General features: G+C 64.8%; 17 protein-coding genes. 6 read left to right on the plus strand and 11 right to left on the minus strand.

The genetic code is table 11. The features are described from left to right. Positions 1 to 79: 79 nt before the first annotated feature. From QJT82_RS16610 to QJT82_RS16620, 3 genes are all read right to left on the minus strand, one after another. The gene (locus tag QJT82_RS16610) at positions 80 to 1777 is read right to left on the minus strand and encodes an NAD-dependent malic enzyme (RefSeq protein ID WP_028341605.1); all 1698 of its coding nucleotides are present in this window, start codon (positions 1775 to 1777) and stop codon (positions 80 to 82) included. A gap of 169 nt (positions 1778 to 1946) precedes the next feature. Continuing rightward, entirely contained in the window at positions 1947 to 3077 is a 1131-nt protein-coding gene (locus QJT82_RS16615) for an aldo/keto reductase (RefSeq protein ID WP_028341604.1), read from the minus strand. A gap of 13 nt (positions 3078 to 3090) precedes the next feature. Then, positions 3091 to 4158, minus strand: coding sequence for an aldo/keto reductase (locus tag QJT82_RS16620; protein WP_028341603.1), 1068 nt, complete (start codon positions 4156 to 4158; stop codon positions 3091 to 3093). A gap of 99 nt (positions 4159 to 4257) precedes the next feature. Here QJT82_RS16620 and QJT82_RS16625 point away from each other — a divergent pair, with 99 nt between their 5' ends. Together QJT82_RS16625 and QJT82_RS16630 are read left to right on the plus strand one after the other, a co-directional pair. Next, positions 4258 to 5193, plus strand: a complete 936-nt coding sequence (locus QJT82_RS16625; protein ID WP_028341602.1) for a LysR substrate-binding domain-containing protein — start codon at positions 4258 to 4260, stop codon at positions 5191 to 5193. Between the two features lie 462 nt (positions 5194 to 5655). Then, complete coding sequence (locus QJT82_RS16630; protein ID WP_196238181.1) at positions 5656 to 5811, plus strand: hypothetical protein; 156 nt, start codon at positions 5656 to 5658, stop codon at positions 5809 to 5811. Between the two features lie 91 nt (positions 5812 to 5902). On the opposite strand, the gene QJT82_RS16635 is transcribed toward QJT82_RS16630, so the two are convergent. Continuing rightward, positions 5903 to 6832, minus strand: coding sequence for an aspartyl/asparaginyl beta-hydroxylase domain-containing protein (locus tag QJT82_RS16635; RefSeq protein ID WP_028341601.1), 930 nt, complete (start codon positions 6830 to 6832; stop codon positions 5903 to 5905). A 353-nt stretch (positions 6833 to 7185) separates the two neighbouring features. Between QJT82_RS16635 and QJT82_RS16640 the strand changes: the two genes are divergently transcribed. The 3 genes from QJT82_RS16640 to QJT82_RS16650 all read left to right on the plus strand — a co-directional run bounded on the left by QJT82_RS16640 (position 7186) and on the right by QJT82_RS16650 (position 11143). Continuing rightward, on the plus strand, positions 7186 to 8388 hold the full coding sequence (locus QJT82_RS16640) for an ABC transporter substrate-binding protein (RefSeq protein WP_196238180.1): 1203 nt from the start codon (positions 7186 to 7188) through the stop codon (positions 8386 to 8388). A gap of 10 nt (positions 8389 to 8398) precedes the next feature. Next, on the plus strand, positions 8399 to 10138 hold the full coding sequence (locus QJT82_RS16645; RefSeq protein ID WP_028341599.1) for an FAD-dependent oxidoreductase: 1740 nt from the start codon (positions 8399 to 8401) through the stop codon (positions 10136 to 10138). Positions 10139 to 10336: 198 nt separating this feature from the next. Continuing rightward, entirely contained in the window at positions 10337 to 11143 is an 807-nt protein-coding gene (locus QJT82_RS16650; protein WP_028341598.1) for an IclR family transcriptional regulator, read from the plus strand. Positions 11144 to 11486: 343 nt separating this feature from the next. Here the strand turns inward: QJT82_RS16650 and ahcY are convergent, their stop codons facing one another. From ahcY to QJT82_RS16665, 3 genes are all read right to left on the minus strand, one after another. Continuing rightward, a complete protein-coding gene (ahcY, locus tag QJT82_RS16655; protein ID WP_028341597.1) occupies positions 11487 to 12914 on the minus strand; it encodes an adenosylhomocysteinase in 1428 nt (475 codons plus the stop codon). A gap of 126 nt (positions 12915 to 13040) precedes the next feature. Beyond that, the gene (gene metK / locus QJT82_RS16660) at positions 13041 to 14237 is read right to left on the minus strand and encodes a methionine adenosyltransferase (protein WP_028338318.1); all 1197 of its coding nucleotides are present in this window, start codon (positions 14235 to 14237) and stop codon (positions 13041 to 13043) included. A gap of 60 nt (positions 14238 to 14297) precedes the next feature. After that, positions 14298 to 15653: a hypothetical protein gene (locus QJT82_RS16665; protein ID WP_028341596.1), complete on the minus strand. Its 1356-nt coding sequence runs from the start codon at positions 15651 to 15653 to the stop codon at positions 14298 to 14300. Positions 15654 to 15850: 197 nt separating this feature from the next. Between QJT82_RS16665 and QJT82_RS16670 the strand changes: the two genes are divergently transcribed. Further along, on the plus strand, positions 15851 to 17584 hold the full coding sequence (locus QJT82_RS16670) for a caspase family protein (protein WP_028341595.1): 1734 nt from the start codon (positions 15851 to 15853) through the stop codon (positions 17582 to 17584). 129 nt (positions 17585 to 17713) lie between these two features. Here the strand turns inward: QJT82_RS16670 and QJT82_RS16675 are convergent, their stop codons facing one another. The 4 genes from QJT82_RS16675 to QJT82_RS16690 are packed head-to-tail and all read right to left on the minus strand — an operon-like array spanning position 17714 to position 21365. Then, complete coding sequence (locus QJT82_RS16675; protein WP_028341594.1) at positions 17714 to 18832, minus strand: cobalamin-independent methionine synthase II family protein; 1119 nt, start codon at positions 18830 to 18832, stop codon at positions 17714 to 17716. Between the two features lie 43 nt (positions 18833 to 18875). Continuing rightward, a complete protein-coding gene (locus tag QJT82_RS16680) occupies positions 18876 to 19592 on the minus strand; it encodes an ABC transporter ATP-binding protein (protein ID WP_028341593.1) in 717 nt (238 codons plus the stop codon). Continuing rightward, positions 19585 to 20337 carry an ABC transporter ATP-binding protein gene (locus QJT82_RS16685; RefSeq protein ID WP_028341592.1) on the minus strand — a complete coding sequence of 251 codons (753 nt, stop codon included), beginning with the start codon at positions 20335 to 20337 and terminating at the stop codon, positions 19585 to 19587. Before QJT82_RS16685 ends, QJT82_RS16680 begins: the two co-directional genes overlap by 8 nt. Continuing rightward, positions 20334 to 21365: a branched-chain amino acid ABC transporter permease gene (locus tag QJT82_RS16690; RefSeq protein WP_028341591.1), complete on the minus strand. Its 1032-nt coding sequence runs from the start codon at positions 21363 to 21365 to the stop codon at positions 20334 to 20336. The genes QJT82_RS16685 and QJT82_RS16690 overlap by 4 nt, the downstream gene beginning before the upstream one ends. Positions 21366 to 21370: the final 5 nt, after the last annotated feature.

The following is a 21370-nucleotide window of genomic DNA, read 5'->3' on the forward strand; positions in this document are numbered from 1 at the left end:
TGCCAGAATCAGGAGGTAGCCAGACCGACGCGGGGCAGCGCCCGGCGCGGAGGATCGCGCCGCGCCGACGCGCCGAGCTCTAAGCCCGATCGCTGCGGCGGTACGGCACGTAGCGCGGCGTCCAGACCTTGGCGTGAATCCGCGCCTCGACCTGGTCGATCGGAACGTCCCTCGCCAATCCCTCCTTGTGGGCCTGCAGCGCGACCGCAAGCGCCACGGTCTGCGAGACCTCGCGCAGCGCGCTGACCGGCGGCAGCAGATTGTGCTTCGGGTTGTCGCGCGCCGGCGAGACGCTGGCCAGCGCCTTGGCGGCCGCCATGAACATGCCGTCGCTGACCCGGCTGGCGCCGACCGCGAGCGCGCCGACGCCGACACCCGGGAAGATGTAGGAGTTGTTGGTCTGGTCGACCTTGAAGCGCGCGCCGTCGCGCATGATCGGCGGGAACGGGCTGCCGACGCCGATCAGCGCCCGCCCCTCGGTCCACGCCTCGATATCGACCGGCGTCGCTTCCTCGCGCGAGGTCGGATTGGACAGCGGGAAGATCACCGGACGCTTGTTGCACTCGGCCATCGCGCGGACGATCGGTTCGGAGAATGCGCCGGCCTGGCCGGAGACGCCGATCAGCACGGTCGGCCTGGCGTTGCGCACGACGTCGAGCAGCGCGATCTTGTCGGGATGGCTGAGCTGCCAGCCGGCGATCGCCTGCCTGTTCTGCACGAACGGCAGCTGGAACGGGGCAAGCCCGCTCATGCCCTCGAGCAGCAGCCCGTCGCGGTCGACCATGAAGAAGCGCTTCGCCGCCTCGCTCTCCGGCAGGCCGGCATCGACCATCGCGGCGCGGATCAGGCTGGCGATGCCGCAGCCGGCCGAGCCCGCGCCGAGCACGGCGACGCGCTGCTCGGTGAGCGGCACGCCAGTGACGTTGATGGCGGAGAGCAAGGCGCCGGTCGCCACCGCCGCGGTGCCCTGAATGTCGTCGTTGAAGGTCAAGAGCCGGTCGCGATAGCGCTCGAGCATGCGCGTCGCGTTGTTCTTGGCGAAATCCTCCCATTGCAGCAGGACACGTGGCCAGCGCTTCACCACCGCCGCGACGAACGCCTCGATGAAGTCGTCATAGGCCTGGCCGCGGACGCGCTCGTTGCGCCAGCCGATATAGAGCGGATCGGCGAGGCAATCGGGATTGTCGGTGCCGACGTCGAGCATGATCGGCAGGGTCGTCGCCGGATGCAGGCCGCCGCAGCCGGTGTAGAGCGCGAGCTTGCCGATCGGGATGCCCATGCCGCCGGCGCCCTGGTCGCCGAGGCCGAGGATGCGCTCGCCATCGGTCACCACGATCGCCTCGACGTGATCGAAGCGCGGATGGGCGAAAATGCGGTCGATCCGGTGCTGATGCGGGATGCTGAGGAACAGCCCGCGCGGCTTGCGGAACAGCCGACTGAATTTTTGGCAGCCCTCGCCGACGGTCGGCGTGTAGACGATCGGCAACAGCTCTTCCAAATTGCCGACCAGGAGCGCGTAGAACAGCGTCTCGTTGGTGTCCTGCAGCTCGCGCAGAAAGGCATAGCGCTCGATATCGGTCTCAAAGCCGCGCAGCGCCTCGAGGCGGCGCGAGACTTGCTCGTCCAGCGTCAGGATATTGGGCGGCAGCAGGCCGTGCAGGTCGAACGCCTCGCGCTCGGCCTCGGAGAACGCCGTGCCCTTGTTCAGCTGCGGATCGGCCAGCAGCTCGTAGCCGCTCAGCGCAGTGGTCGCGAATGCTCCTGATGACTCCGACATGACAAGGTCCCCTCAATGCGAAACGCCAGATGGGACGTTATCACGCCCGTGTAACGGATCGGAGCGCGAAGGCACCGTGCTTCGCAAAGTTGAATACAATTGACAAAAGAAGGCTCCCGGACGGAGGACGTCCGGGACCTCTTCCGATTGCTCACCCTGACCTGAGCTCTTAGGCCGGAATTGTCGCCGCCTCCTCGATCAGTTTTTCGGCCTTCAGCTCCTGCCAGAATGCCGCGGGGACCTTGGCCTGCATCGAGTTGTAGTCCTCCTGGATTTGCCGGCTGCTGCTGGCCCCGACGACCAGGGCGACCGCGACATCGGGCGCGGATGAGAATTTCAGTGCCGCCGTCCGCAGGTCCACGCCATGCCGCGCGGCAACGGCACGAAGCCGGTCGCGCTTCTGAATGTGTTCGGGCGAGATCTTGAAATTGTTCGGCCCGTAATTGTAGCGCGGGCTGCCCGACACGAAGCCTGCATTGAGCGACGAGCCGATCACGAGCGAGACGTTCTTGCTGCGCACGGCCGGGAACACCTGATTGACCGCATTGGCGTGATCGATCAGCGAATACTGCGATGCGCACAGGCAGACGTCGGGGTCGGCGACCTCGATCACCCTCAGGATCGGCTCGGGACGATTAACGCCGATTCCCCAAGCCTTGATGATGCCTTCCTCGCGCATTTTCGACAGCGCCGGAAACGCGCCCTTCTCGGCGATTGCGAACTGCTCCTGCCAGGAGTTCGGGAAGTAGGGAAAGTCCGGCGAGATGTCGTGAACGAAGGCGACATCGAGACTGTCCACGCCGAGCCGTTGCAGGCTGTCCTCGACCGATCGTCGAACCCCGTCCGCCGTGTAGTCATAGACCACGTCGTTCGGCGAGTCCGACAGGGGAAATATCTCCTTGTGCCTGTTTGCCTTCGAGGCCTTGAAAAGCTTCCCGACCTTCGACGACAGCAGATAGTCGGCGCGGTTCTTGTTGTGCAGGAAATGACCGAAGCGCCGCTCGGCAAGGCCGAAGCCGTACCACGGCGCGACGTCGAAATAGCGCACGCCCGCGGTCCACGCCGCTTCCATCGTGTCTTCGGCGTCTTTGTCGGTAATCTTGTTGAACTCGTTGCCGAGCGGCACGCCTCCGAGGCCGAAACGGAATTCGGGCTTGAAGATGTCATGGGCGCGGTTTGCTTGCGTCATCTTGCTTTCTCCTGTTGCTGGTGTTGGCTGGGCTGCGCTGGCGGTGGACTGGAACGCCAATCCACCCGCGATGCGCGCGGCAAAATTCAGGAACTCACGGCGGTTCGTCATTGTCTCTCTCCAATTAGATTCCGATTGTCTGGCGATGGCCCTTGAGGTACGCGCGTTCGGAAGGCGTCGGTCGATCCACGCCCCACATCGCGCGGTGCCAGAATGGGTACAGCGGGGCCGGACGGCCTGCGGCTTCGATCAACGATGACTGCTGCGGACTGAGAACGAGGCTGTCGGACGCAAGGTTGTCAGCAAGCTGCCGCCCGGTTCGCGCGCCCAGCACGATCGTTCCGATCCCCGGCCGAGCGCGTAACCAGGCAAGCGTGACCTGCGGAACGGTTCGTCCGGTCTCCCGGGCAACCGCTTCGACCGCCTTGAGCACGCGCTCGAGTCGCGCGCGGTCGGAGACGTAAGGCTCCTTCCATTCGGCGTGGCCCTGCCTTGTCTCGCCGGGCGCCGATCCGTCATGCTTGACCCTGCCGCCGAACAGGCCCTGTCCGAGCGGGCTCCAGACCATCGAGCCGATTCCGAGTTCCTCCGCAGCCGGCAACAGTTCGTATTCGGCTTCACGCGCTTCGGGCGTGTAGTAGATCTGGTGCGCGACCGGCGCGACGAAGCCCGCGGCCTGCGCGGTCAGGGCGGTCTTCGCCAGCGCCCAGCCGCTGTAGTTGGAAACGCCCCAGTACCTGATCTTGCCGGCCTTCACGAAGCCCGACATCGTCTCGACCGTTTCCTCGATCGGCGTGAGGCCGTCCCACTGATGAACGAAATAGAGATCGAGCCAATCCGTCTTGAGACGCTTGAGCGATCCCTCCAGCTGGGCCGTCAAATGCAGGCGTGACGCCCCGCCGCCGTTCGGGCCCTGCTCGACTTCCGAGCGTCCTTTGCTGAACAGCAGGACCTGGTCGCGGCGGCCGATCAGAGCTTCGCCAAGAACGTTTTCAGCGTCGCCCTTGGAATAGAGATTGGCGGTGTCGAACGCATTGATCCCGGCGTCGAGCGCCATGTCGACCATCGTCCTTGCCTGGTCGACGTCGATATTGCCGAGCGCTTCGAATCCGTTGGTGCCTGCGAAAGTCAGGGTTCCCAGGATGTAGCGGGAAACCCTGATCCCGGACCGGCCAAGCGAAACGTAATCCATAATCAGTCTCCTCTCGTTGCAGCTTGAATATGGATGAAGAAACTTTCCTGCTAAGACCTGGTTCGTTGAGTCTGGCTCAACGAACCCTTGAGAGGCATTGTGAGTACGTTCGACCGAAACACGTTGGCCGACCTGAATGTGTTCATGACCATCCTCCGGCGAGGCAGCATGGCGCAGGCCGCAATCGAGCTCGGCGTCAGCACGTCGGCACTCAGTCACCGGCTGCGCAAACTGGAGACTGACCTCGGCGTCAGGCTTCTCAATCGGTCGAATCGTTCAATCAGCCCAACCCCAGTCGGGCAGGCCCTGGCGTCGTCGCTCGAGACGGGATTTCGAACGATCGAGGACGCGCTGACCGCGGTCGACAATCATCGCCAGTTTCCCGTCGGACAGCTTCGTCTCAACATCCTGCGGGATGCGGCGCGCCTCGTGCTCGCACCGGTGATCCGCCGCTACTGCGACAGCTATCCGAATGTGCAGCTCGACGTCACGGTCGACGACCGTCTGGTCGATATTGTTGCGGAGGGATTCGATGCGGGCATCCGCTACGGCGATCGCGTTCCCCTCGACATGGTGGCGATCGCGCTGACGCGGCCGTTACGATGGGTCGCTGCGGGGTCGCCCGAGCTCATCGCGCGCGTCGGCCGGCCGAAAGAGCCGAAGGATCTGCTGCAGCTGCCGTGCATCAGGATGCGCGTCGGCGACAACAGCAATTTTCCCTGGGAGCTTGGCAACGGCGACGCCATGGTCCGCCTCACCGTGCAGGGGTCGCTATGTGCGAACGAGACCGAGTATTCGGTCGACGCGGCCCTGCGCGGCACAGGGTTCGTCTATTGCCTGGAGCGACGGATCAGCAACGAAGTCGCCGCCGGATCACTGGAAATCGTCTTGCCCGAGTGGGCCTCGGCAGGGCCCCCATTTTCAATCTACTACTCGAGCCGCAGGCAATTGCCGGTCGGTTTGCGTCAACTGATCGACCTGATCCGCCAGAATGAAGGCCTGCCGCCCATCGTGAAGACGTCGGACGCCGATTGACGTGCGGCCCTACGCACCGGAAATCCGTTCTGAGCGGCTCCACCGCAGCGTTGACACCACGATCAGGCCGAGGTCTGCACGGTCACTGAATATCTGGGCGTGTCGTACGCGTTCCGATTGCGTTCCCTGACCTAGCGGGACGAAGACAATTCACTCCCTCTGCACCTCCAGACAGATATGACATCGACATACCTTAGTATAGCCTCTCTGATTCCTTGAGATGCCCTCTGCTTACGCTCGTACAGTTGAGCGACGGCGAGCGATTTTTATACTCGCGGCTACTCCAACGGATGCACAGCTCCCAGCGTCTATCCATTGACGCAACCAACGATAGCAATTCTCAGCGGGCGCGGATTGTGTTCCGAAATCTGTGATCAGGATCACTGCGCCGGGGAGACAATCGCAAGACTGTCACGAGAAGCAAGTGTCTACTGGAACGCGGGTTCTTCGAGGAACACTCAAATGATCGTCAACATTCAGAAGCTGGATGGCCTGTGGCACCTCGTCGTCGGGTCGTGCAAGATCCGAACTCCGTTCCTCGAGACCCAGGACCGGGAGTGGGTCGTCGCGTACGCCAGGCGAGTCTACCCCGGCGCCAAGGTTTTCGAGCGCGACTGATTTCGGCTGTCGGACCTCACAGCTCACGCCCCAGAAAAAAGCCCCGGAGCGCGCTCAGGGGCTTTTGCTTTCAGCGCGGCCACGCAGTCGATCACCGCAGCGCCGACATTACGATCAGGCCGAGGATCAGCGCGGTCGCGGAATATTTGAGCGTGTAATACACGTTCCGATTCCACTCCTTCACCTTGCGGCTGGCGAGATGGACCTCGTAGAGCTTGCCGAACACCTTGTTCAGCGCGCCGACATGCTCGCCGTCGACGTTCTGGGTCGCCGACGCCTTGACGATGTTGTGACTGACCCAGCGGTTCATCGCCGTCATGAAGCCGTACTTCATCGGGCGCTCGACGTCGCAGAACAGGATGATGCGGTTGACGTCGGTCTTGTTCTCGGCGCTGTGGATGAAGGTCTCGTCGAACATGAAGGCCTCGCCGTCGCGCCAGACGCATTCGACGCCGTCGACGAGGATGCGGCACTGTTTCGAGTTCGGCGTCACCAGGCCAAGGTGATAGCGCAACGAGCCGGCGAAGGGATCGCGGTGCGCCCCAAGCTTGCCGCCCGGCGGCAGCATCGCGAACATCGCGCCATGCACGTTCGGGATCGAGTTGAGCAGCTCCACCGTCTTCGGGCACAGCGTCCGCGCCGAGGGCAGGAAGTCGTCGTACCATTTCAGATAGAAGCGCTTCCAGCCGCTCTTGAAGAAGGAATAGAAGCCCCAGTCGTTGTTCTTGGCCGCGGCGCGGATGAAGCCCTCGTCGAACAGGCGCGTGGCCTCGTCGCGGATCGTCTCCCAATTGTCGGAGAGCTTCTTGAGCTCGGGAAACTGCTCGACCGGAATCACCGGCGTGTTTGATACCGCGGAGCCGGCATACATCAGCACATTGTAGGGCGCGAGGTAGGTCGAGTGATCGCCGAGCTGGCGGGCGAAGCGCAACCGCTGCTTGCCGCGGAAGTGAACGTAGAGCGTAGAGACCACCAGCACGTAAAGAATGACGAGCTGCGGCGCGAAGAGCTGTCTCAACATGATCCGTCTATGATCGCTGCCCGCCGACGCCCTTCATGCCCCGCCCCGCAGGAGCCTTGCCCTTCACGGGCGGCCCAGTCCGGGCGGCGAAACGCGTCGCCGTCCGCGAAAATTCCCCTGTTTCACAGTGACTTGGCACTGCGCCACGGTCTGGCAAATGAGCCGGAAGCCTTGCCGCGGTGCCGTCCCGGATGAGCCATGTAAGCGTTCGCTCACCAAATGTGAAGCGCCACGCCACGCCGGCGCCAACTTTGTGACACTATTCACACACCTAATTCGCCATTGACAAACTGATTAGACAATTCCTAATCCTGAGGTGACCCGCCGAAGAGCGCGGACACCCAGAGGGAGGAATGATGAGACAGTTTTTGGTGGCAGCCATTGTCGCGGCGATGACCACGGCCGCACACGCCCAGGTTTCCGATGACGTCGTGCGGATCGGGGTGCTGACCGACCTGTCGAGCTGGGGCCGCGACAATTCGGGCCCGGGCTCGGTCGAGGCGGCCAGGATGGCGGTGGAAGAATTCGGCCCCACCGTGCTCGGCAAGCCGATCGAGATCATCTCCGCCGACCACCAGATGAAGACCGATGTCGGCGTGCAGATCGTGCGCGGCTGGTTCGACAACGGCAAGGTCGACGCGGTCGTCGACATCCCGAATTCCGGCATCGCGATCGCCGTGCACAACATGGTGCGCGAGCGCAACAAGATCGCGCTCCTCTCCGGCCCCGGCGCGAGCTCGCTGACCGACGAATTGTGCAGCCCCAACACGGTGCATTTCGCCTACGACACCTACGCGCTGTCCAAGGTGACGGCCTCGGCCGTGATCAAGGAAGGCGGCAAGTCCTGGTTCTTCGTCACCGCGGATTACGCCTTCGGCCAGCAGCTCGAGAAGGACGCGACGCGCTTCATCAACGAGATGGGCGGCAAGGTGCTCGGCGGCGTCAAGCATCCGACCAACACCGCCGACTTCTCCTCCTTTGCGCTGCAGGCGCAGAGCTCGAAGGCCGACGTGGTGGCGTTCGCCAACGCCGGCCAGGACACCGACAATTCGATCAAGCAGTCCGGCGAGTTCGGCCTCGTGCAGGGCGGCCAGAAGCTGGTCGGCCTTCTGATGTTCGACACCGACGTGCATGCAATCGGGCTCAACGCCGCGCAGGGCACCTACATGACGACGGCATCGTACTGGAACATGGACGAGAAAACGCGCGCCTGGTCGAAGAAGTTCTACGCCCGCGCCAATGTGATGCCGACCATGATCCAGACCGGCGTCTACGGCTCGGTGCTGCATTATCTCAAGGCGATCCAGGCCGCCGGCACCGACGATCCGAAGGCGGTGATGGCCAAGATGCGCGAGCTGCCGATCGAGGACACCTTCGTGCATGGCGGCAAGCTGCGCGAGGACGGCCGCGTGATCCGCGACATGTATCTGGCGAAGGTGAAGAAGCCTTCGGAATCCAAGGAGCCGTGGGATTATCTCGACATCGTCAAGACGGTGAAGGGCGAGGACGCCTATCGTCCGGTCTCCGAGTCGAAGTGCCCGCTGCTCAAGAAATAGGATCGATCGCGTGGCCAACGAAGAAACCCAGGAAACGTATCATTGCGACGCGCTGGTCGTCGGCTCCGGCTGCGCCGGGCTGTCGGCGGCGGTCACCGCCGGCCATCACGGCCTCAAGGTCCTGGTGGTCGAGAAGGAGCCGCGGTTCGGCGGCACCACCGCGCGCTCCGGCGGCTGGTTGTGGATTCCCGGCACCTCGCTGGCCAAGGCCTGGGGCATCGAGGAGAGCCCCGATCAGGCCAAAACCTATCTGCGCCATGAGGCCGGCAACAGCTTTGACGCCGCGCGCGTCGATGCGTTCCTGACCGAAGGGCCGAAAGCGGTCGACTTCTTCACCACCAGCACCGCGGTGCGCTTCGACATGCCGCTGACCTTCCCGGACTATCATGCGGAAGCGCCCGGCGGCGCGCAGGGCGGCCGCTCGATGGTGACGCGGCCGTTCGACGCCCACGAACTCGGCGACGCTCTTAAGTATCTCGGCAGCCCCCTGCCCGAGCTCACCGTGTTCGGCATGATGCTCGGCTCCGGCAAGGAGATCGTGCATTTCATGCGCGCGACGAGATCGCTGACCTCGGCGGCCTATGTCGCCAAGCGGCTGTCGAAACACGCCATCGACGTGATGCGCAACGGCCGCGGCATGACGCTGACCAACGGCAACGCGCTCGCCGGCCGGCTGGCGAAATCCGCCTTCGACCTCAAGATCCCGCTCTGGCTCAACTCGCCGGTGCGCGAGTTGATCGTCGAGAACGGCGCGGTGCATGGCGCAATCGTCGTGCGTGAAGGGCGCACGATCCGCGTCAACGCGAAGCGTGGCGTGGTGCTCGCCTGCGGCGGTTTTCCGCACGACGTCGCGCGACGGCAGAAGATGTTTCCGCATGCCCCTACTGGAAAAGAGCATTACTCGCCGGGCCCTGTCGGCAATACCGGCGACGGCTTGCGCCTTGCGGAATCCGCCGGCGGCCGCATCGACGACTCGCTGCCGAATGCCGCGGCCTGGGTGCCGGTCTCGGTCACGACGCGCAAGGACGGCTCGAAGGGCGTGATGCCGCATTTCATTGATCGCGCCAAGCCGGGCGTGATCGCGGTGATGGCCGACGGCAGGCGCTTTGCCAATGAAGGCAATTCCTACCACGACTTCGTGCAGGCGATGATCAAGGCGGCGAAGCCCGGCGAGGAGATTGCGGCACATCTCATCTGCGATCACGAGACGCTGCGCAAATATGGCCTCGGCTGCGTGCCGCCGCGCCCGATGCCGCTCGGCCATCATCTGAAGACCGGCTATCTCAAGCGCGGCGCGACGCTTTCAGAGCTCGCCGCGCAGGCCGGCATCGACGCCAAGGCGCTCGAGACGACCGTCGCGGAGTTCAACAGCACTGCTGTGGAGGGCCGCGATCCCGCCTTCGGCAAGGGCTCGCGCGCCTATAACCGCTACCAGGGCGATGCGCTGCACGGGCCCAACCCCTGCATCGCGCCAATCCAGCACGGGCCGTTCTACGCCATCAAGATGGTGGTCGGCGATCTCGGCACCTATGCCGGCATAAGGACCGACGCCAATGCCCGCGCGCTCGACGCCGACGGCCAGCCGATCGCCGGCCTCTATGCCGCCGGCAACGACATGGCGAGCATCATGGGCGGCAACTATCCCGGCGCCGGCATCACGCTCGGGCCCGCGCTGACCTTCGGCTATATCGCGGGCAAGCACATTGCTGGCTCAGAAGGCAGCAGCACGGCGAGAGTCCCGTCATCCTGAGGAGGCCGCAGCGCGGCCGTCTCGAAGGATCGACGGCCTCCGACTGTGGCCGTGCATCCTTCGAGACGCCGCTTCGCGGCTCCTCAGGATGACGGAGGAGAAGACGGATTTGATGCGCCAGGATTGATGTGCCACCTCGCGTCTCGCGGACGGCAAGGTTTCCTGCTAATTGCGAACCCGGAACGCCAACAGGGCCACATGACGAGAGAGAGCCGCGGCATACAGTCGATCGAGGTCGGCGGAGAATTGCTCCGCGCGCTGGCCCGCAGCGGCGAACCGATGATGCTGCGCGATCTCGCGCGCGAAGCCGGCATGCCGCCAGCCAAGGCGCATCCCTATCTCGTCAGCTTTTCCCGCATCGGCCTGATCGAGCAGGACGAGACCACCGGCCGCTACGAGATCGGGGCGCTGGCGCTCGAGCTCGGCCTGATCAGCCTGCGCCGGCAGTCCGCGGTGCGGATCGCAACGCCGCGGATCGCAGCGCTCGCCGACAGCATCAATCACGCGGTGTCGCTGTCGGTCTGGGGCACCCACGGCGCGACCGTGGTGCGGCTCGAGGAGCCGAGCCATCCGGTGCATATCGCGATGCGCGTCGGATCGGTGGTGGCGCTGCTCGAGACCGCGACCGGCCGCGCCTTCGCCGCCTTCATGCCGCCGAACGCGATCAGGACCGCGCTCGAGAGCGGCCTCGATCGCCTCGGCGTCGGCTACAATCCGAAACGTCCGCCGGTGGACGCGAAGACGGACGAGATCCTCGCCGAGGTCCGCAGCCGCGGGCTGGCACGGGCCATCGGCGATCCCCTGCCCGGCGTCAACGCCTTCGCCGCGCCTGTGTTCGATCACGCCGGCCACGTTGCGCTCGTCATCACCGCGATGGGACCGGAAGGCACCTTCGACGCCAGCTGGGACAGCGCGATCGCCGCCGCGCTGCGGGGCTGTGCCGGCGATATCTCGCGGCAGCTGGGGCACGGCACGGCGCGGGGTGTCGATATTGCGGTGAAGTGATCAGAGTGTTCAGCCGCTCTCTCATGCGCATGCGCGGGTGATTACACCGAGAGCTTGGCTGACATCATGAACCCAGAACCATCCTCATCGTCGTCCCGGCGAAGGCCGGGACCCATAACCACCGAAGTTCATTGTTGTGCGATGCTGGAATGACGAGTCCCGCCGACAACATCCGCCGCGGCGTATGGGTCCCGGCCTTCGCCGGGACGACGGGTTGTAGATGCAAGCCGCGCCACACAATCGGTGTCGCCCTGACGAATGGAGAGGCGGCTGCAAGTCAGCCCAGCAAAAAGCCCCGGACCATGCCGGGGCTCTTCACGTGATCGATCGCTGCGAGCGCGGATCAGTAGCGGTAGTGATCCGACTTGTACGGACCTTCCTGCTTGACGCCGATATAGTCGGCCTGGTCCTTGCGCAGCTCGGTCAGCTTGACGCCGATCTTGGCGAGGTGCAGGCGGGCGACCTTCTCGTCCAGCGTCTTCGGCAGCACGTAGACCTTCTTGGCGTACTTGCTGTCCTTGTTGTTGGCGAACAGCTCGATCTGCGCCAGCGTCTGGTTGGTGAAGGAGGCCGACATCACGAAGGACGGATGGCCCATCGCATTGCCGAGGTTCACCAGCCGGCCTTCCGACAGCATGATGATGCGGTGCTTGTCGGGGAATTCGATCTCGTCGACCTGCGGCTTGATGTTGGTCCACTTCAGATTGCGCAAGCTCGCGATCTGAATCTCGTTGTCGAAGTGACCGATGTTGCAGACGATGGCGCGATCCTTCATCGCGCGCATGTGCTCGATGGTGATGATGTCCTTGTTGCCGGTGGCGGTGACGAAGATGTCGGCGCGCGGCGCCGCGTCTTCCATGGTCACGACCTCATAGCCTTCCATCGCCGCCTGCAGCGCGCAGATCGGATCGACTTCGGAGACCATGACGCGGCAGCCGGCCTGGCGCAGCGAGGCGGCCGAGCCCTTGCCGACATCGCCGAAGCCGGCGACCATCGCGACCTTGCCCGACAGCATCACGTCGGTGCCGCGGCGGATGCCGTCGACCAGCGACTCGCGGCAGCCATAGAGGTTGTCGAACTTCGACTTGGTGACGCTGTCGTTGACGTTGATCGCCGGGAACAGGAGCGTGCCCTTGTTGGCCATCTCGTAGAGGCGATGCACGCCCGTGGTGGTCTCTTCCGAGACGCCCTTGATGTTCTTGGCGATCTCGGCGAACCAGCCCTTCGGCTTCTCCTTCAGGAGGCGCTTGACCAGCGCGTAGAAGATCTCCTCTTCCTCAGAGCCCGGCTTGTCGAGGAAGGCGGTGTCGCCCTGCTCGGCGCGGTAGCCGGCATGCACCAGCATGGTGGCGTCGCCGCCGTCATCGAGGATCATGTTCGGCGTACCGCCGCCGTGCCAATCGAACAGCTTCGCGGTGTAGTCCCAGTACTCGGTCAGCGTCTCGCCCTTGACGGCGAACACCGGAATGCCGGCGGCGGCGATCGCGGCGGCGGCGTGATCCTGGGTCGAGTAGATGTTGCAGGAGACCCAGCGGATGTCGGCGCCGAGCGCGGCCAGCGTCTCGATCAGCACCGCGGTCTGGATCGTCATGTGCAGCGAGCCCGCGATGCGCGCGCCCTTCAGCGGCTGCTTGGGGCCATACTCCTCGCGGGTGGCCATCAGGCCGGGCATCTCGGTCTCGGCCAGCGAGATCTCCTTGCGGCCGAAATCGGCGAGCGCAATGTCCTTGACGATGTAGTCGGTGAAGCCGGGCTTCGCGGGGGCGTTCATTTGAGCGTCCTGTTGTTGAACGGGTCGTTCCGGGTCGCCTCGAAGAGGCAAACCCGGAATCTCGAGATGATGATTAGGGATTCCGGGTTCGCTCGCTCTCGCGAGCGCCCCGGAATGACGCAAGTATCAGAGCGCGCGCTTCAGCTGCTCGACGAGATCGGTCTTCTCCCAGGAGAAGCCGCCCTCATTGTCGGGCGTGCGGCCGAAATGACCGTAGGCCGAGGTGCGCGCGTAGATCGGGCGGTTGAGATCGAGATGGCTGCGGATGCCGCGCGGCGTCAGATCCATCGCCTTGGCCGCCGCCTTCTCGAGCTGATCCTCCGACACCTTACCGGTGCCGTGGGTGTCGATGTAGATCGACAGCGGACGCGCCACGCCGATCGCATAGGCGAGCTGCAGCGTGCAGCGGTCGGCAAGGCCAGCCGCGACGATGTTCTTGGCGACATAGCGCGCGGCATAGGCCGCCGAGCGGTCGACCTTGGTCGGATCCTTGCCGGAGAACGCGCCGCCGCCATGCGGAGCCGCGCCGCCATAGGTGTCGACGATGATCTTGCGGCCGGTCAGGCCGGAATCGCCGTCGGGACCGCCGATGAAGAACTTGCCGGTCGGATTGATGTGCCAGATCGTCTTGTCGCTGATCCACTCCTTCGGCAGCGCCTCGCGGACATAGGGCTCGACGATGTCGCGGATCTGCTTGGACGACAGGTCCTCGACCAGATGCTGATGCGAGACCACGATCTCGCGGACGCCGACCGGCTTGCCGTTCTCGTACTGCACGGTCACCTGGCTCTTGGAGTCCGGGCCCAGCACCTTCTCGCGGCCGGAGTGGCGCGCTTCGGAGATCAGCCGCAGGATCTTGTGGGCGTAGAAGATCGGCGCCGGCATCAGGTCCGGCGTCTCGTTGGTGGCGTAACCGAACATGATGCCCTGGTCGCCGGCACCCTCTTCCTTGACCTCGCCCGGCTGCAGCGCGTCGACGCCCTGCGCGATGTCGGCCGACTGCGGATGCAGCAGGATCTCGATGTCGCAGTTCTTCCAGTGGAAGCCGTCCTGCTCGTAACCGATGTCCTTGATTGCAGAGCGAACCACGCTCTCGATGTGGTCGTTGGTGACCGAGCTCGGGCCGCGCGTTTCGCCGGCGATCACCACCTTGTTGGTGGTCGCGAGCGTCTCGCACGCCGCGCGGATCTGCCACGGGTCGATGCCCGCTTTCGGTCCCTCGCGATAGAACAGATCGACGATCTCATCCGAGATACGATCACAGACCTTGTCCGGATGGCCTTCCGAGACCGACTCGCTGGTGAACAGGTAAGACGCGCGCATCAAGCAAACCCCTTGTTAAGTCGAAGTCCGACGTTGGTTGGTGAATATGTCCCCGGCATGTCAGTCTCGTCGCCGCGAGATGACGTAGGATTCGTCGTAGAACCACAGCCCGTTGTGTTTGCGGAGAACTTCGCGTGTGGCTTCGAGAGCTCGTCCGTTTTCGGTCGTTTCGGTCAACCGCTCATCTTCGATCTGCGCGACATACACCGCCGCATTCCACGCAGCAAAGGCCGTCGAGGTTCCGATCGAGCCGGTTACCTCATTGGGCAGCGCTTCCATATCATATCGGAAGATCGAACGGTTATCGGCGTAGGCGTTGAAGTTCAGCTCGCGTCCGGCGGAGCCCAACTCGTATTTCACCGCGCGCAGTATCTCATGACGGCTGACGGCGAAAGGATTTTCTCCGGGCCAGACCGCTTGAATGATTTCAAGTCCGGGGTCGCCGCCGTGGGAGTGGATTCCTATCAGCCGTCCGCCGCCGCGCAGCGCGCGGGCCAGCGGCGCGATGATCCGCTTGGCGCGGAAGTTCACCGAGGATTTGGCACGGTAGGGTTGCGAGGCGATCACAAGATCGAAATTGGCTTCGGTGCGGCCGGCCCGCGGAATGATGGAATCGAGCAGGAACCGGTGATCGTCCCGGTACAGGACCAGCGCCACCGGCCGCTCATAGATCGGCATCGCATTGCCGGGGCTGAGATTGGCCCGCCAGTTCTGCTCCAGGAATGGACCGAGTTCGGCGATCTGGGCCTCGAACTCACCCGAGGACGCCCCGCGGAGCGGCACCTCGTGCCAGATCATGCTGGCGGCCGCCGCGGAGTTCTTGGGCGTCAGCCAGGGCGCCTCGGCGTAATACATGTTGGTGAACACGAAGACGCTGGCCGGATGCTCGAACAGGCGGTCGGGGACCTTGTCGAGGGTCAGGCGGACGTCCTCGAGGCTCAGTTCCTTGCCGGCGACATAGAACGGCATATGCGGGAAGCGGCCATGCATGGCGCGCAGGACCCGCGCCAGCACCGTGCCGTCGCCCATCCCGGCATCGAACACCCGCAGCGCCGGCGGCCGCGGGTGGATGGCCGCCAGTTCCAGCGCGACCCGGTCGGCGATCACTCGCTTCTCGCTGCAGGTGTGGACGAACAGCAGGTAACGCTGGCGGTTCTCGAAGAACCGGAAATTGCCCCGTGGATCGCGCTTTTCCGGCGGCACCACGAGGCCGCGCGGCGGCGCCACGCCGCCCGGCGTCGAGGTCGCGATGAAGGCGTTGATGCGGTCGAGCGTATCGATGGTGATGCGCTTGCCCTCGCGCAGCCGGTACACCAGCTTGCCGTCGTTGACGGCACGGCGGCCGAACGTCGTCTCCGCCATGTCGGAGCGGCGGCAGAAATCCGTGATCTGGCTGAGGATTTCGTCGTTCTTCATGGCGCCTGGGGTGGGCAGCGGCGAGTGGGACGGAAGTGGGCAGAATTGATGACTGACAGCGTCTTATCACCATTTTCCCACCAGTTGAACCCCCCTCTGCTGCCCGATCACCAAACAGTCAGGACCGCCCCCTGGACCGTCTCTTGGACCGCCCTGCCGTCGTCGATCGCCATGACGGCTTTACCCCCGGATGACCGATGCGCCGCCTGCTCCTGATCCCCGCCCTCCTGGCCGCTCTGCTCTGGTCGGCGCCCTGTTTCGCCCAGGCGCGCTCCCAGCTCGGCCCGCTCTGCACGACCGAGACCACACCGGCCGACCAGATGATCGACGCCTGCGCCAAGATCATCGCGCTGAAGGTGTTTTCCGGCGAGAGGCTCGCGACCATCTATTTCTGGCGCGCGGTCGGCTGGAACAAGAAGGGCAACTACGCCCAGGTGATATCCGACGCCACCGAGGCGCTGCGCCTCAAGCCCAGCACCGCTGTCTACAATTTGCGCGGCTCAGCCTATTTCGACAAAGGCGAGTACGACATCGCGATCGCCGACTTCAACGATGCGCTGCGCCTGGGGCCGCCGAGCGGCATCATCTTTCACAACCGCGGCAACGCCTATCGCAGCAAGGGCGACTATGCCAAGGCGATCGCCGACTATGACGCCGCGATCAAGGCCGGTCCGAAGTCGGCCTTCTCCTATCAGAACCGCGGCGCCTCGAAGCGGGCGCTCGGCGATCTCGGCGGCGCGCTCGCCGACATCAACGAGGCGGTCAGGATCGACCCGTCGCTGCCGCAGCCGCTGATCAGCCGCGCCGTGATCTGGCGTGCCAAGGGCGAGATCGAGCGCGCGATTGCGGATACGTCGGAGGCCATCCGGCTCGCCAAAGCCAAAGCGCCCGTCAACATCATGACGCCGCCCGGCAGCGTGCTGATCTCGGCCTATACCCAGCGCGGCCTCAGCTATGAAGCGAAGGGCGATGCTGCGCACGCCAAGCAAGATTACGCCGCGGTGCTCGAAGGCGTGGCGTCCGATGCCGGCAGCAAGGCCAACCAGGCCACCGCGAAGGTGCGGCTCGCGCTGCTCAAGGAGGCCGACGCGGCACCGCGCAAGACCGCGGCAGCGCCGGCCGCCGAGAGCAGCCCGGCCGCGCCACCGGCCGCTTCCGTCAAGACACCGGCACCGGCGCCGCCCGCCGCGGCGGCCCCGGCGGCAGCAACCGGCCGGCGCCTCGCGCTGGTGATCGGCAACGGCGCCTATGCGCATGTCAAGGCGCTGCCCAATCCGGCCAACGATGCGCGCGCCATCGCCAGGAGCCTGCGCGACATCGGCTTCACCGTCTCCGAGGGACACGATCTCGATCGCGACACGATGCGGAAGACGATCAATGATTTCCTGCGCGAGGCGGCGCGGTCGCAGATCGCCGTGGTCTACTATGCCGGTCACGGCGTGCAGGTCGACGGCCGCAACTATCTCGTGCCGGTCGACATCGAGTTCAGGGCGGGCGCGCGCATGACCGACGCGATGGTCGACATGGACACCATCATGGCCGGGCTCGACGACCAGATCCGCACCAACATCCTGATCCTCGATGCCTGCCGCAACAATCCGATGGCACCGCAGCTGGCCTCCGCAGGTCCAAGCCGCGGCATCGAAGCGGGCTCCGGCCTTGCCGCGCCCGCCTCGCTCGGATCGGGCTCGACGCTCGGCGCCGGCACGCTGATCGCGTTTGCGACCGCGCCGGGCCAGGTCGCGCTCGACGGCGAAGGCGCCAACAGTCCGTTCTCGGCGGCGCTGTCGCGCCATGTCGGCACGCCCGGCCTCGAGGTGCAGCAGATGCTGACCCGGGTCCGCGCCGAGGTCGTCGCCGCGACCAAGGGCAAGCAGGTGCCGTGGTCGAACTCGTCGCTGCTCGGCGAGGTCTATCTGGCGGAGCAATGATGGTGCGACGGGACAGCGTCATTCCGGGGCGACGCGCAGCGTCGAACCTCAGGGGCGCAATTGCGCCCCGGGGAATCTCAAGATTCCGGGTCTGGTGCTCGCGCACCATCCCGGAATGACGCTAGCGCGTCACTTCCCCCACACCTCGTTCGCGACCTCGACCGCGAGCCGCAGCTTGGCCCACTGCTCTTCCTCGGAGAGAATGTTGCCTTCCTCGGTCGAGGCAAAGCCGCATTGCGGCGACACCGCGAGCTGCTCGATCGGGGCAAATTTGGATGCCTCCTCCAGCCGCCGCTTGATGTCGTCCTTCTTCTCGAGCTCGCCGAACTTCGAGGTGATGACGCCGACCACCACGACCTTGTTGCCCTTGGGCAGGAAGCGCAGTGGCTCGAAGCCGCCGGCGCGGTCGGAATCATATTCGAGGAAGTAGCCGTCGTAATTCGTGCCGGCGAGCAGGGTCTCGGCGACCGGCTCGTAGCCGCCGGAGGAGATCCAGGTCGAGCGGAAATTGCCGCGGCAGACATGGGTCGTGATCACCATGTCGGACGGACGGTCGGCGATCGCATAGTTGATGACCCGGGCGTAGATCTCCTGCAAACCGTCCGGATTGTCGCCGCGGTCGCGCGACTTCTGCAATTCCTCCTGCGAGCACAGATAGGCCCACACCGTGTCGTCGAATTGCAAATAGCGGCAACCGGCGTCGTAGAACGCCTTGACCGCCTTGCGGTACGTCTTGCCGAGATCCTGATAGAAGTCCTCGAGGTCCGGATAGACCTCCTTCGAGATCAGCTTGCGGCCGCCGCGAAAATGCAGCACCGCCGGCGAGGGGATCGTCATCTTCGGCGTGACATGCGCCTGGTCGGCGTACTTCTTCAGGAAGCGGAAGTGATCGAGCATCGGGTGATGATCGGAGAAATCCAGCTTGCCGATCACCCTGATGGCGTCGTGCCGGGTCTGCACGCCGGCGAACTGGATGCCCATGTCGGGATGGAACAGCTCACAGCCGGTCAGATGGCTGAGGAAATCGAAGTGCCACCAGGAGCGGCGGAACTCGCCGTCGGTCGCAAGCTTCAGGCCGACCGAGGCCTGCTTGTGCACGACCTTCTCGATTTCCATGTCCTCGACCTTGCGCAGCTCGTCGGCCGAGATCTCGCCCTTCTCCAATCTGGCGCGCGCCTCCTTGATCTTCGGCGGCCGCAACAGACTGCCGACCTCGTCGGCGCGGAACGGAGGCTTGGTTCGCTGCATGGTCAACTCCCGGACGTTTTCAGTGTGCCTTCTAGTGTGCCTTCTAATGTGCCTTGGCCCCGGAGACGCCGAGGTGGCGCTCGAGGACGGAGGGATCGGCCTTCAGCGCGCTGCTTGCGGCATCGTGCACGATCGTGCCGCGTTCCAATATCACAACGCGGTCGGCGAGCCCCAGAATCTTTTGCGCGTTCTGCTCGACGATGATCGAGCAGATGCCGCCTGAGCGCGTGATGGTTCCGATCGCTTTTAACAATTCCTCAACGATGATCGGCGCGAGGCCTTCGGTCGGCTCGTCGAGCAGCAGCACTTTCGGATTCAGGGTCAGCGCGCGGCCGATCGCCAGCATCTGCTGCTCGCCACCGGACAGCTGGTTGCCGAAATTGCGGCGCCGTTCCTGCAGCCGCGGAAACATCTCGTAGACCCGCTCGACCGTCCACGGCCCGGGCTGCGCCACCGCGGTCATGTTCTCTTCCACCGTCAGCGAGCGGAAGATGTTGCGCTCTTGCGGCACCCAGCCGATCCCGGCGCGGGCGCGCTGATCAGGCCGCATCGCCGTGATGTCGCGGCCTGCGAGCGCGACGCTGCCACTAAGGCGCCTGACGATGCCGACGATCGAATTGATCAGCGTGGTCTTGCCGGTGCCGTTGCGGCCGAGCAGCGCCAGCACCTGGCCCTCCGCAAGCGCCAGCGACATATCGGGCAGCACCACCGCCTCGCCGTATCCGGCACGCAGGCCCTGGATGGAAAGAAGATCAGGCATCGGCGGCCTCGCCGAGATAGACCGCCTTCACCTGCGGATCGCGCGCGACCTCGTCGGGCGCGCCCTCGGTGAGCAGGCCGCCATTGACCAGCACCGAGATGCGGTCGGCGAACGAAAACACGAGGTCCATGTCGTGCTCGATCAGCAGCACGGTGACGTCACGCGGCAATGCTGCGACCGCAGCGAGGATGTCGTGGCGCTCGCTCTCGGGCACGCCGGCGGCGGGTTCGTCGAGCAGCAGCACCCGCGGCTTCGCGGCGATCGCGACCGCGATCTCGAGCAGGCGCTGCTTGCCATAGGGCAAGGTCGAGGTGAGCTCCGTCATCACGTCGAGCAGATGGAAGCGCGACAGGATATCGGCGATCTCGGCATTGACGTCGCTCCGGGTCCCCATCCGTCGCCACCAGTCGCCGCCGCGGCCCATCCGTTCGGAGACCGCAAGCCCGATGGTTTCGAGCGGGGTCAGGTCGGGATAGAGCTGGTTGATCTGGAAGGTGCGCGACAACCCGCGCAGCACCCGCTTGTGCACGGAGAGACCGGTGATGTCGCTGCCTTCGAGCAGGATGCGCCCGCTGTTCGGCGTCAGCACGCCGGTCAGCTGGTTGATCACGGTGGTCTTGCCCGCACCGTTCGGCCCGATCAGCGCGTGGCGGGCGCCCTGCATCACCTTCAGCGAAAGATCGCGGGTGACGCGAAGGGCGCCGAAGGATTTTTCCAGGCCTCGGGTTTCCAGCGCGATCGTCATGACGCGTCGCTCTCCGGCACCGCAACGGCAGCCTTGCGGCCGGCGAACTGGCGGATGATCAGGTTCGGCACGAACAGCACCCAGCGATGGATGCGCGCGCGGCCGACCAGCACGATCACGACCAGCACGAGGCCGATCCAGAACAGCCAGTATTGCGGGGTGATGCTCTGAAACAACTCCTGCAACATCTTGAACACGACGGCGCCGATCAGGCCGCCATAGAGATAGCCGGTGCCGCCGATCACCAGCACCAGCATCAGGTCGGCGGAGCGTTCGAAGGAAAACACGTCGAGCGAGGCGAGCGCCGTGGTCTGGGTGAACAGCGCGCCGGCGATCCCGGCATAGAGGGCGGCGAGCGTATAGACCGCGATCAGGCGGCGGTTGACCGGCACGCCGATCGCGGCCGCGCGCAGCGGATTGTTCCTGATCGCGCGCAGCGACAGGCCGAACGGCGAATGCACCACGCGTCGGGCGAGCAGGAACAGGATGAACAGCACAATCAGCGAGTAGAAGAACCCGGTCTTGCCGAACATGTCGAAGGTGAACAGACCGAGGATCGGCTGCATCTCGATGCCCTGCAGCCCGTCGGTGCCGCCGGTGATGTTGGAGAAGCGCTCGGCGAGTGCTTCCAGCAGCAACGCGATGCCGAGCGTCACCATCAGCCGCGTCAGGTCGACGCCGCGGATGACGAGGAAGCTGGTCAGGAAACCGAGCAGCGCCGCAACCAGACCGGCGGCAACCAGCGCGATGACGGGCTCGTTGATGATGCCGTGCAGCGCCAGCAAGCCGGCCGAATAGGCGCCGACGCCGAAGAAGGCCGCGTGGCCGAGCGAAACGATGCCGGCGTAGCCGAGGATCAGGTCGAGCGACAGCGCGAACAAACCGAGCCGTACGATGTCGGTCATGATCAAATAGCGCGACGGGAACAGGAAGGCGCAGGCGAGCGCCAGCGCCCAGAAGGCGACCTCGCTGATCCGCCAGCGCGCGCTGGCCATAGCGTGAGTGGAAACGTCTGATAGCGCCGTCATGCCCG

Origin of the sequence: Bradyrhizobium sp. Mp19, assembly GCF_029952935.1 — a bacterium.
In the GTDB taxonomy this organism is placed as follows: Bacteria; Pseudomonadota; Alphaproteobacteria; order Rhizobiales; family Xanthobacteraceae; genus Bradyrhizobium; species Bradyrhizobium elkanii.

What these genes read in the sequence shown, in the direction of transcription:
- QJT82_RS16610 (WP_028341605.1), bottom strand. Translation starts at nt 1,777, where the DNA reads ATGTCGGAGTCATCAGGAGCATTCGCGACCACTGCGCTGAGCGGCTAC.
- QJT82_RS16615 (WP_028341604.1), bottom strand. Translation starts at nt 3,077, where the DNA reads ATGACGAACCGCCGTGAGTTCCTGAATTTTGCCGCGCGCATCGCGGGT.
- QJT82_RS16620 (WP_028341603.1), bottom strand. Translation starts at nt 4,158, where the DNA reads ATGGATTACGTTTCGCTTGGCCGGTCCGGGATCAGGGTTTCCCGCTAC.
- QJT82_RS16630 (WP_196238181.1), top strand. Translation starts at nt 5,656, where the DNA reads ATGATCGTCAACATTCAGAAGCTGGATGGCCTGTGGCACCTCGTCGTC.
- QJT82_RS16635 (WP_028341601.1), bottom strand. Translation starts at nt 6,832, where the DNA reads ATGTTGAGACAGCTCTTCGCGCCGCAGCTCGTCATTCTTTACGTGCTG.
- QJT82_RS16640 (WP_196238180.1), top strand. Translation starts at nt 7,186, where the DNA reads ATGATGAGACAGTTTTTGGTGGCAGCCATTGTCGCGGCGATGACCACG.
- QJT82_RS16650 (WP_028341598.1), top strand. Translation starts at nt 10,337, where the DNA reads ATGACGAGAGAGAGCCGCGGCATACAGTCGATCGAGGTCGGCGGAGAA.
- ahcY (WP_028341597.1), bottom strand. Translation starts at nt 12,914, where the DNA reads ATGAACGCCCCCGCGAAGCCCGGCTTCACCGACTACATCGTCAAGGAC.
- metK (WP_028338318.1), bottom strand. Translation starts at nt 14,237, where the DNA reads ATGCGCGCGTCTTACCTGTTCACCAGCGAGTCGGTCTCGGAAGGCCAT.
- QJT82_RS16665 (WP_028341596.1), bottom strand. Translation starts at nt 15,653, where the DNA reads ATGAAGAACGACGAAATCCTCAGCCAGATCACGGATTTCTGCCGCCGC.
- QJT82_RS16670 (WP_028341595.1), top strand. Translation starts at nt 15,851, where the DNA reads ATGCGCCGCCTGCTCCTGATCCCCGCCCTCCTGGCCGCTCTGCTCTGG.
- QJT82_RS16675 (WP_028341594.1), bottom strand. Translation starts at nt 18,832, where the DNA reads ATGCAGCGAACCAAGCCTCCGTTCCGCGCCGACGAGGTCGGCAGTCTG.
- QJT82_RS16680 (WP_028341593.1), bottom strand. Translation starts at nt 19,592, where the DNA reads ATGCCTGATCTTCTTTCCATCCAGGGCCTGCGTGCCGGATACGGCGAG.
- QJT82_RS16685 (WP_028341592.1), bottom strand. Translation starts at nt 20,337, where the DNA reads ATGACGATCGCGCTGGAAACCCGAGGCCTGGAAAAATCCTTCGGCGCC.
- QJT82_RS16690 (WP_028341591.1), bottom strand. Translation starts at nt 21,365, where the DNA reads ATGACGGCGCTATCAGACGTTTCCACTCACGCTATGGCCAGCGCGCGC.